The following is a 9,230-nucleotide window of genomic DNA, read 5'->3' on the forward strand; positions in this document are numbered from 1 at the left end:
AGCGCCTCCTTTCCGAAGCGGTCTTTGTGCGAATGCCCGTACTGCGGAAAGGCTTATACCGCCGCCACTCAAGGCCACCCCGCATGACCGCGCCCGTATCGCAGGTGCTGAGCGAGGCGGCTGATCTGCTGGAGAAGCCGGGGGCTTGGACGCAGAATGCGTTCGCTCGCGATTGGCTGGGTCGCATGACAGGTCCACTGTCGACAAAAGACACCGCCGTTTGCTGGTGCGTGATGGGCGCGACCTGCGTCGCTGGTCAAGATGCTGACGAAGGCCAAGCGGCAGATGACTTCCTGCGCGGCTTTCTTGGTATCCCAGATTTGGCTTCATGGAACGACACTCCCGGTCGCACCCAAGCCGAAGTCGTAGCCAAGCTGCGTGAAGCCGCCGCTCTCGCCAAGGAGCAGGGGCGATGAAGCGCACGACCGCCAACCCGCATGAGTACCGCCGCGCGGTCGAGGACGACCTGTCCAAGCTGCCGATGGCGGAAGATCGCTGGCACCTGACGCCCGCGCAGAAGCTGGACAGCCTCGCGGTCTGCGGCATCTTCGGCACCGTCATGGCGTGGCTGATCTTCACCCCGCTTGCCGCCTTCATCACCGGCCTGACCATGACGGCGATTTGCCTCACGGTCTGGGTGCAGATGCGGAGGCAGGGATGAGCCCGGCTCGCGTGATCCAGTCCGGTATCGACCGCGACACTGGCTATCCAGTCGAGCTTCGGGACCGCGGCGACTTCGTTCCGTTCGGCGCGGGACAGACCTTCTGGTTCGCCTACCCCGATCGAAACCGCAATCCATACCAAGGCGCATCTGGCGACACGAAGGCGCAGGCCGTCGCCGCGATGCTCGCCAAGCAGGAGACACGTCATGCGGCATGACCTGACGATGATGCAGATCAGCGCTGTTCGTACGATGCTGGCCGATATGGCGGCAGACGACGACGAACGTCTGCTGCTCGACACGCTGGACGGCGAAACGGATGCCTTCGAATTGGTTCGTCGGTTGCTGGACGGCATTGAGCGCGACGAAGGCGATGCGGAAGTTCTGGCCGACCAAATCGCCCAACGCGAGGCGCGGATGCGTCGGTGTAAGGAACGCAATACCGGGCGCCGTGAAGCAATCATGGCGCTGATGCAGTGCGCCGGCCTCAAGAAGCTGCCGTTGCCGGAAGCGACGCTGACCCTGCGCGACCTGAAACCGAAGCTGGCTATCGTGTCCGACGACGCTGTGCCCGAACAGTACCAGGTCGTGAAGCGGTCACCGGACAAGAAGGCGATCTACGCTGCGTTCGAAGCCGCTGACAATCTTCCCAACTGGCTGACCCGCATGGACGCGGGAACGTCGCTCACCATTCGGAGGGCGTGATGACACCCGAACAGACTGCGATGCTGAACGCGCCGCTGGACCCGAAGCACGTCAAGAAGCCTTCCGGTTCCTTTGGGCCGAAGGGCGATTACCTTGAGGGCTGGCACGTCATCAACGAGCTTAACCGCGTGTTCGGGTTTGATGGCTGGTCGTACAGTATCGACCTAAGCCGGGACGCCCTGACCGAGGGCAAGGACAGCAAGGGCAACGTTCAGTGGCAGGCGGCATATACCTGCGTCTGCACGCTCACCGTTGGTGCCGTGACGCGTCAGGACGTAGGCTTCGGCAGCGGGTTCGCGAAGATGATCGGCGATGCCGTAGAGGGTGCGACCAAGGAAGCCGCCACAGATGCTCTCAAGCGAGCCGCTCGGACGTTCGGCAACATCTTCGGCCTGGCTCTGTACGACAAGAGCCGCGCCAATGTGCAGGCCGCGCCCGAGCCGGAACCCGAAATGGTGCAGGCCATGCGCAAGCAAATCCGCGCGTGCGACACGCTTATCGCACTGAGCGAGTGGAAGCGTGACCATGGCGCTGCGGCAAACGCTACCGGCTTCGGTCCCACCCTTGTCGAGGAATGGAACACCCGGAAGGTAGAGGTGGAAGCGATGAACAGGGCGGTGGCGTAATGGCACTCCCCGCTCGCATCCCAAAGAGGCCGAAGCGTGACATGCGCTGGCGCTCGCCGGCTCACTGCAACTTCGTTCGCGGCCATGCCTGTTCGGTATGCGGCTCCATGACAGCTATCGAGGTCGCGCACGTCCGTATCGGATCAGGCGCAGGGTTGGGCCAGAAGCCGGACGACTGGCGTACCGTCAGCCTGTGTGCCGAGCATCATCAACGCCAGCACAACGTCGGCGAGCAAACCTTCTGGCGCGGCCTCGATGTCGAGGCGCTTATTGCAGCCTTCATTAAGGCCAGCCCGAAACGGATGGAAATCGAACAACGTCAACGGGAGAAAGTGCGTGCCTGACCAAGCCCCTTTGATCTTTCGTAAAGTGCTCGGGTCGCTGCGGCCGGTCGGCCGGGCTGCCGAGGATGCGCTTGCCACGCTGGGCGATGGCGCCGTCCGTATTCGTATCACGCGCACCGCAGGCAATGTCCGCCGTAATGCCCTGTATTGGGCATGCCTTGGCGTCGCCGCCCCCATGCTGTCCGAACGGATCGAAGGCGACGCGATCGACGTAGAAATGCTTCACCGCATTCTGAAAGATCGGCGCGGGCTGGTCCGAGTCGTCACGTTGCCAAGCGGCGATACGATCAAGGACTACGACAGCACGTCCTTCGCGAAGATGCCTGAGAACGAACGCGCCGCCTTCGTGGATTGGGCGCTGAACACGCTGAGCAAATGGCTCGGCTGCGATGTCACAGACCTACGGCGGGAGGCCGAAGCAGCATGACCAACATTCACACCGACCTGGGCGAAGACACGCGGGGGGATGCGTGATGGGGTGGCCTTTTTTCCTGAAGCAGCCCGCCGCGCTGGTGGAGGCGTATCGCAAGATCGACAAGCTGACGACGGACAAGGCGTATTGGGAAACCCGCGCGCTGACCGCCGGCAAGCTGTCGAACGAGCTGATGCGGGAGCGCGATGAAGCCCGCGCCCTTCTCGCCAACGCCTATGTGCGCGGTCCCAAAGGCCATTTCCAGCGGGCAGAACTGCCTGAGGTGAAGGCGGTGTCCAATGGATAACGCACATCTGTTCTTGCACCGCTTGATCGAATGTTCGGTCGCGATCGGTTGGCAGGCTGGCGTTGGTGGGCGCGAGACCGCTGGTGCGATCGTCTCTTACCTCGCTGTGCATCCAGAGCGGTTGCAGTCCTTCATCGACTGCAACGAGAACCCATTCGATTGGGGCGAGGAATGGATCAAGGGCGGTGTGCTGACTTGGCAGACCAAGGATGGCCGCATCATCGACCCGGCAGACCTCCCCCTCCCCACACCCCCGGAGACGAACGCATGACCGATCGGAGCAAGCTGCTGGCGCTGGCTGAGACTGTCGAGAAGCTGACGGGGCCAAGCGTTCATGTCGACGCCGACATCCGGGACGCGCTCAAACTGCCAAGCGACTATTCGGTCGACTGGCGCGGATGGGGCGTCGACGAAGCTGGCAAGCCAATCGAGCGGGCGAAGGCTTTCCCTTATACCGCCTCGCTAGACGCCGCGATGGCGCTGGTGCCGGAGGGGTGGGAATGGAACGTATGGGGTAGCGGATATTGCCGGATTATGCACCCGCAAACACATCGAAACGACAAAGATGGAAGATCATGCACCCCCGCTTTAGCCCTCTGCGCCGCTGCCCTGCGCGCCCAAGCGGAGGCGCTGTCGTGACGCGGGAAGAAAGGGCGCGGGAATGGCTCGCGGATTACTTCGACCAGCACGGCAAGCACGGCGGTGCGGATGAATTGCGCGATGGCCGCATGATAACGATGACCAGCATCACCGCAGTCAACGCCATGCTCGCCTTCGCCGACGCAGAAGCCGCAGCCATGCGCGAGCGGGCGGCGGGGGCCATGGAAGCGCTTGCGGCAGAAAAGCGAGCAGCAATGCACCCGGAAGGCCACCCGATGGCTGGCGGCATTGTCGATGGGATGCTTGATCGTGCTGCCAGCGCTTACGATCACGCCGCCGCCGCGATCCCCGCCTTGCCGGCGACGGGGGAGGTGGAATGAGCCTCTATATCGCGCCGCTGTTCGAACGCATTCAGGTGTTCCACGAAGACGGCACGGATGCTGGCTATGTGCTTCGCCGCTGCCGACTGGCCCCGGGTGATGTACTGATGCCGCCCGGGTCAGACTTTCGTGCCGCTATGGCTTTGATGAAGGAGGCCGAGGATGACGCTCGCTTCGACTAGCCCCACCCAAGACCTGCAAGCCCAAGCGGCAGTGAATGTGATGGAGGCACGCACGCGAGCAGCAGCGCGGTATCCAGAAGCGATCGTCGACACGATGGGGCGTGAGCATGTGCCAGCACCAAGGCGGGCTATCCTGTCCGGGGCGTGGGACAACGCGCCTATCGTTCGGGCGGAGATGGACCATGGCTAGTATCCTACTGGCACCGCAGGAAGCGGCCGAGCGGCTGCTTATCAGTGAGCGGACGTTGCGCGATCTGAAGCGCAAAGGGCTGATCCGCTATGTCGCGGTATCGGCGCGTCGCATCGCGTATCGACCGGACGATCTGGACGAGTATGTCGAGAGCCAGGTAAAGCAGGAGGCCGGACCGCAGCCGACCACACCACCGCGGAAGCAGGTGCGCCGTCCATCCGACATCATCCCCTTTTCGAAGCGGAACGGCTGATGACCGTCTATAAGCCTAAGAACAGTCGGCTGTACCACTACGACTTCGTGTTCAAGGGCAACCGCTATCACGGCTCGACCGGGTGCGCGGCTAAGCGGGATGCCGATCGCTACGAACGGGACAAGCGGACCGAGGTCGCACTCGGCACGAAGGTAAAGCCGTCGATCACGTGGGATGACGCCTGCGGGCTGTACTGGCAGCACCGTGCGAAATTCTCTGCCGACAGCAAGACGACAGAAGGGCAGATCACACGCCTGCGCGAGATTGGTCCGAACCGGCTGCTGGCTGACCTGACGTTCGTCGACTTCAATCGGTACGTCGCCATGCGGCGCGGACAAACCGCGCGCTACAAGAAGACACTCATCACCGCCGCGACCGTCAACCGTGAGATTCAGCTTGCTCGCCGGATCGTGCGCTACGCCGCGACCAGCTTCTCCGGTCCCGACATCGAATGGACCAAGCTGCTGTTGCGCGAGCCGAAAGAACGCGTGCGCGAGCTGACCGACGAAGAAGAACGCCGGCTGATGGAATCGCTCGGTCCCGATCTGGCAGCGGTCGTCGAATTTGCCATTCTGTCCGGCCAGCGCCGCACCGCGATCATCACCATGCTTTGGTCGAAGGTCGACCTTGCCAGCGGATGGGCAGAGGTGAAAACGAAGGGTGACGTGTGGCACCGCTTCCCACTGACGCCGCGCATGGTCGCGATCATTGCCAATATGCCGAAGGTCGCGCCCCAGGTGTTCACCTACGAATGCGAGCGTCCGGCGCCGAAGAAGGGCGAGCAGGTCCAGCGTATCAAGGGCGAGCGGTATCCGTTCTCGCGAGATGGCTGGCGGCGCAAATGGGCATGCGCGCTACAGGTGGCAGGTCTGACCGATTTCCGCTTCCACGACCTGCGGCACACCGCCGGGAGTCGCGTGACGCGCGGATCGAACATTAAGGTCGCGCAGAAGCTCTTGGGACACACGCGGATCGAGACAACCTCGCGCTACGCCCACGTCCATGAAGAGGACATCCGGAAGGCGATGCTTGCAGCCGAGTCCCGGATTATCCCCGAAGCGAACACCGTCGTATCTCTCAAACCCGCAGGAAACCGCCAGAAATGACGACTGCTACCACGGCTCCCAAAGCAGGCGCGCTACCAGACTGCGCCACTCCCCGACGGAGGACTGCGCCTAGGCCGGTATCGGCCGGGACGCAAGCAGGCATTTGGTGGGCCCGGCAGGACTCGAACCCGCAACCTAGCCGTTATGAGCGGCCAGCTCTAACCATTGAGCTACAGGCCCCACCTGTGGCGCGAGCGATAGCGTCGCCGCCCACGCCTGCGCAAGGGCGTTGATGCCCCTGCCCTTCACGCAGAGTCGCGTTCGACCAGCACCGGCGGCATCATTACCGACGGCGCATCCTCGCCGGCGATGCGGCGAAACAGCGCGGAGACCATTTCTTCGGCACCGCGTGCGATATCCTGTCGCACGGTCGTGATGCGCGGCACGGCACTGAGTGCGAGCGGCAGGTCGTCGTAGCCGACCACCGGCATGTCGCCCGGCACGCGGATGCCGCGATCGGCCAGCACCCGCAACGTCGTCAGTGCGATCACGTCGGACGCGGCGGCGATCCCGTCGATCTCGCCGCCGACGCGGTCGAGATGCGCGGTCACTTCCTGCACCATGATGTCGGAGGCAAGATGCGTGTCGAGCTGGATCGGCGGATGCTCGATCCCCGCCGCCGCCATGGCGGACGCGATCCCTTCGTAGCGCTGGCGGATTTCGGGCGCGCGCAGTTCGCCCAGAAACGCGATGCGCCGCGCCCCGCGCGCGATCAGCCGCTCGCCGGCCAGGCGCCCACCGGCGATGTTGTCGGTGCCCACCGCGCAATGCACCTGCCCCGGCAGGTCGCTGCTGCCCCACGCGACCAGCGGGCGATAGCGGCGGGCGACGCGTTCGATCGTATCGACCTGATCCGATTGGCCGATCAGCAGCACGCCGTCCATCATCCCCGAATCGACGATCCGTTCCAGCCAGTCGGTCGCGTCGGGAATGATGCGCGAGAGCATCAGGTCATACCCGTCCTCGGTCAGCCGGTCGGCAAGAAAGCCGAGCATCGTCATGAAGAACGGATCGGACAGATGCTGGCGCCGCTCATGCCCCAGCGGCACGACCACCCCGATCACGCCGGTACGCTGCGTCCTGAGCCTGCTGGCCATCTGGTTCGGACGAAAGCTGTGTTCGGCGGCCAATGCCTGAATGCGATCGCGAGTTTCCGCGTTGACCAACGACTTACCGGCCAGCGCCCGCGATACGGTCCCCGGCGACACCCCCGCCAACCGTGCAAGATCGGCGATCGTCCGCACCCGCGACATCTGTCCATTCTGCTCCATGCCGCTGCTTGTACGAAGAAAAACTCACCGTCCGCCAGCGAAAATATCAGCCCGTATTGGAACGTTGCAAACGTTTGCGAAAGACGATAGCGGATCGATCCTGCCACCGTGACTTGCGACGTCGCGGCAGGATGCGGCACAACGCGGGCCGTTGAACGGGAGAGGATCGACATGCATTCCGACACGATCGTGGCTGGCGTGGAGCTGGGCGGCACCAAATCGATCGCCGTGGTCGGGCGGGGGCGCGAGATCATCGACCGGTTCCGGGTACCGACAACGACCCCCGACGAAACGCTGGGCGCGATCGCCGCGAAGCTGGCGGAATGGCGGCAGGAGCACCGTCCCGCCGCGATCGGTATCGCCAGCTTCGGCCCGATCTCCGTCACCGACGGCACGATGCTGCCGACCCCCAAACCGCATTGGGCGGGTGCCGGGATCGTCGCGCCGCTGGCACACGGGTTCGACAAGGTCGCCTTTCACACCGACGTGACCGGCGCGGCACTGGGCGAAGGGGCGTTCGGCGCGGGGGTCGGCCTGTCCGACTTCCTGTACGTGACCGTCGGTACCGGGGTCGGCATGGGGATCATCGCCGGCGGGCGGCCGGTGACGGGCATGATGCATCCGGAGGCAGGTCATATCCGCGTCCGCCGTCGTGCCGACGATGCGTTCGCCGGCGCCTGCCCCTTCCATGGCGACTGTCTGGAAGGACTGGTCAGCGGCCCGGCGATCGCGGCGCGGACCGGCGGGCCGGCACATCTGCTGTTGGCCGATCACCCGGCATGGGGCGACGTCGCCGATGCGCTGGGGGAGGCGTTCGCGACGCTGTTCCTCACCCTCTCCCCTGCCCGCATCATCGTCGGCGGCGGGGTCGGCCTCGGCCAGCCGCAGGTGCTGCCGATGGTGCGCGAACGGGTGGTCGCAGCGCTGGGCGGGTATCTGGGCTTCGTCGATGCCGAATCGATCGAGGATCGGATCGTGCCGGCGGCGCTGGGCGACGAGGCAGGTCCGCTGGGTACGCTCGTCATGGCGCAAGACGCGCTGGCGTAACGCGCCGCGCTGATCCACAGTCCGCGCGATGAACGATCATAGCGAAGAACCGTCCGGCGCATCGCGCGGTACGCAGACGCTGATGCGCGGCCTCGATCTGGTCGAGGCGTTGCGCGACGAACCGTTGCGTGTCGCCGAACTGGCGCGCGTGCTGGGGCTGAGCCGGACGACGACGCACCGGCTGGCGGCGGCGCTGGTCGAACGCGGCTATGTCGCGCAGGCCGAGCGTGGGCTGCTGACACTGGGGCCGACGTTGCTGCAACTGGGTTTCACCGCGCATCGCCGCATCGATCTGGTCCGTGTCGCGCGGGCGCGGATGGAGGCGTTGTCGGCGGATACCGGGCTTTGCGTATTCCTCGGGCGACGCGACGGCGACTATTCGCTGCACCTCGACCGCGCGGCGGGGCGGCAGCGGCTGGAGGTATCGACCCGTCCGGGCGACCGGCGGCCGGTGGCGCAGACCGGATTGGGCAAGGCATTGCTGTTCGACGAAAACAGCCAGCGGCTGGCCGATCTATACCGTGCGACCGGCGCCGCCGAACCCGCTGCGATCGACAAATGGGTTGTCGACATGCGCGCCAATATCGCGCGCGGCCATGTGATCCACGACAGTGTCGGCAATGACGGCATCCGATCGATCGCCGCGCCGATCCGCGACGTGTCCGAGGGCATTGTCGCCGCGATCGGCATTGCCACCGCCGCGCAATATCTGACCCCGGACAAGGTCGAAGCAATCGGCCCGCAAGTCGCCGCGACCGCGCGGGCGATCAGCGCGGATCTGGGTTATGCCGATCCGGATCCTTCGGTGCCGGTGGCGTCGTTCTCCTTGGCACCGTCGCTGCCATGATAGTCCTGCAGGCTTTGTCCACCGTCGAACCGGCCTGCGTCGCTGTCGTTATGCGGGTTGGGATAGGCGCCGCCGCCTGACTCGCCGCCGCTTGGCGAGGTGTTGACGCCATCGGGCTTGGCGGTGTCGTTGCCGGAGCCGACCGCCTGATTGGGTTGCTTGCCGTCGGTCATGGTGGTTCTCCTTCGTGGTGAAGGGGTTAACGCGCAGGCCGACAATGTGGGTGCGTGCCCAAAAGCCCTCTCCCCGCTTGCGGGGAGAGGGTTGGGAGAGGGGCAGTCACGAGCGCTGGCTGCCTT

General features: G+C 64.8%; 18 protein-coding genes and 1 tRNA gene. 16 read left to right on the forward strand and 3 right to left on the reverse strand.

The features are described from left to right. Nucleotides 1-83: 83 nt before the first annotated feature. From ASE59_RS06605 to ASE59_RS06670, 14 genes are all read left to right on the forward strand, one after another. Nucleotides 84-416, forward strand: a complete 333-nt coding sequence (locus ASE59_RS06605) for a hypothetical protein (protein WP_056454018.1) — start codon at nucleotides 84-86, stop codon at nucleotides 414-416. After that, entirely contained in the window at nucleotides 413-661 is a 249-nt protein-coding gene (locus tag ASE59_RS06610; RefSeq protein WP_056454021.1) for a hypothetical protein, read from the forward strand. Before ASE59_RS06605 ends, ASE59_RS06610 begins: the two co-directional genes overlap by 4 nt. After that, nucleotides 658-879 carry a hypothetical protein gene (locus ASE59_RS06615; protein ID WP_156359934.1) on the forward strand — a complete coding sequence of 74 codons (222 nt, stop codon included), beginning with the start codon at nucleotides 658-660 and terminating at the stop codon, nucleotides 877-879. The genes ASE59_RS06610 and ASE59_RS06615 overlap by 4 nt, the downstream gene beginning before the upstream one ends. Next, nucleotides 869-1,366: a siphovirus Gp157 family protein gene (locus ASE59_RS06620; RefSeq protein WP_056454026.1), complete on the forward strand. Its 498-nt coding sequence runs from the start codon at nucleotides 869-871 to the stop codon at nucleotides 1,364-1,366. The genes ASE59_RS06615 and ASE59_RS06620 overlap by 11 nt, the downstream gene beginning before the upstream one ends. Beyond that, on the forward strand, nucleotides 1,366-1,992 hold the full coding sequence (locus tag ASE59_RS06625; RefSeq protein WP_056454028.1) for an RAD52 family DNA repair protein: 627 nt from the start codon (nucleotides 1,366-1,368) through the stop codon (nucleotides 1,990-1,992). Before ASE59_RS06620 ends, ASE59_RS06625 begins: the two co-directional genes overlap by 1 nt. Nucleotides 1,993-2,099: 107 nt before the next feature. Beyond that, nucleotides 2,100-2,336: a hypothetical protein gene (locus ASE59_RS06630; RefSeq protein WP_056454030.1), complete on the forward strand. Its 237-nt coding sequence runs from the start codon at nucleotides 2,100-2,102 to the stop codon at nucleotides 2,334-2,336. Then, nucleotides 2,329-2,763, forward strand: coding sequence for a hypothetical protein (locus tag ASE59_RS06635; protein WP_156359935.1), 435 nt, complete (start codon nucleotides 2,329-2,331; stop codon nucleotides 2,761-2,763). Before ASE59_RS06630 ends, ASE59_RS06635 begins: the two co-directional genes overlap by 8 nt. A gap of 46 nt (nucleotides 2,764-2,809) precedes the next feature. Then, the gene (locus ASE59_RS06640) at nucleotides 2,810-3,055 is read left to right on the forward strand and encodes a hypothetical protein (protein WP_056454034.1); all 246 of its coding nucleotides are present in this window, start codon (nucleotides 2,810-2,812) and stop codon (nucleotides 3,053-3,055) included. After that, nucleotides 3,048-3,326, forward strand: coding sequence for a hypothetical protein (locus ASE59_RS06645; protein WP_056454035.1), 279 nt, complete (start codon nucleotides 3,048-3,050; stop codon nucleotides 3,324-3,326). The genes ASE59_RS06640 and ASE59_RS06645 overlap by 8 nt, the downstream gene beginning before the upstream one ends. Continuing rightward, a complete protein-coding gene (locus ASE59_RS06650; RefSeq protein ID WP_056454037.1) occupies nucleotides 3,323-3,694 on the forward strand; it encodes a hypothetical protein in 372 nt (123 codons plus the stop codon). Before ASE59_RS06645 ends, ASE59_RS06650 begins: the two co-directional genes overlap by 4 nt. Next, the gene (locus ASE59_RS06655) at nucleotides 3,691-4,035 is read left to right on the forward strand and encodes a hypothetical protein (protein ID WP_056454045.1); all 345 of its coding nucleotides are present in this window, start codon (nucleotides 3,691-3,693) and stop codon (nucleotides 4,033-4,035) included. The genes ASE59_RS06650 and ASE59_RS06655 overlap by 4 nt, the downstream gene beginning before the upstream one ends. Beyond that, a complete protein-coding gene (locus ASE59_RS06660) occupies nucleotides 4,032-4,217 on the forward strand; it encodes a hypothetical protein (protein ID WP_056454047.1) in 186 nt (61 codons plus the stop codon). Before ASE59_RS06655 ends, ASE59_RS06660 begins: the two co-directional genes overlap by 4 nt. A 182-nt stretch (nucleotides 4,218-4,399) precedes the next feature. After that, nucleotides 4,400-4,660 carry a helix-turn-helix domain-containing protein gene (locus ASE59_RS19590; protein ID WP_162235274.1) on the forward strand — a complete coding sequence of 87 codons (261 nt, stop codon included), beginning with the start codon at nucleotides 4,400-4,402 and terminating at the stop codon, nucleotides 4,658-4,660. Next, nucleotides 4,660-5,766, forward strand: a complete 1,107-nt coding sequence (locus tag ASE59_RS06670) for a site-specific integrase (RefSeq protein WP_056454052.1) — start codon at nucleotides 4,660-4,662, stop codon at nucleotides 5,764-5,766. The genes ASE59_RS19590 and ASE59_RS06670 overlap by 1 nt, the downstream gene beginning before the upstream one ends. 104 nt (nucleotides 5,767-5,870) lie before the next feature. Here ASE59_RS06670 and ASE59_RS06675 read toward each other — a convergent pair. Together ASE59_RS06675 and ASE59_RS06680 are read right to left on the reverse strand one after the other, a co-directional pair. After that, nucleotides 5,871-5,946: transfer RNA gene (locus ASE59_RS06675), tRNA-Ile, on the reverse strand. 65 nt (nucleotides 5,947-6,011) lie between these two features. Further along, nucleotides 6,012-7,037 carry a LacI family DNA-binding transcriptional regulator gene (locus ASE59_RS06680; protein ID WP_082458151.1) on the reverse strand — a complete coding sequence of 342 codons (1,026 nt, stop codon included), beginning with the start codon at nucleotides 7,035-7,037 and terminating at the stop codon, nucleotides 6,012-6,014. Nucleotides 7,038-7,208: 171 nt separating this feature from the next. Here ASE59_RS06680 and ASE59_RS06685 point away from each other — a divergent pair, with 171 nt between their 5' ends. Together ASE59_RS06685 and ASE59_RS06690 are read left to right on the forward strand one after the other, a co-directional pair. After that, nucleotides 7,209-8,084 carry an ROK family protein gene (locus ASE59_RS06685; RefSeq protein WP_056454054.1) on the forward strand — a complete coding sequence of 292 codons (876 nt, stop codon included), beginning with the start codon at nucleotides 7,209-7,211 and terminating at the stop codon, nucleotides 8,082-8,084. A 28-nt stretch (nucleotides 8,085-8,112) separates the two neighbouring features. Continuing rightward, on the forward strand, nucleotides 8,113-8,931 hold the full coding sequence (locus ASE59_RS06690) for an IclR family transcriptional regulator (RefSeq protein WP_056454056.1): 819 nt from the start codon (nucleotides 8,113-8,115) through the stop codon (nucleotides 8,929-8,931). Here ASE59_RS06690 and ASE59_RS06695 read toward each other — a convergent pair. Beyond that, complete coding sequence (locus tag ASE59_RS06695) at nucleotides 8,868-9,104, reverse strand: hypothetical protein (RefSeq protein WP_056454062.1); 237 nt, start codon at nucleotides 9,102-9,104, stop codon at nucleotides 8,868-8,870. The genes ASE59_RS06690 and ASE59_RS06695 overlap by 64 nt on opposite strands. Between the last annotated feature and the right edge of the window lie 126 nt (nucleotides 9,105-9,230).

It is taken from the genome of Sphingomonas sp. Leaf10, assembly GCF_001421245.1.
GTDB lineage: Bacteria > Pseudomonadota > Alphaproteobacteria > Sphingomonadales > Sphingomonadaceae > Sphingomonas.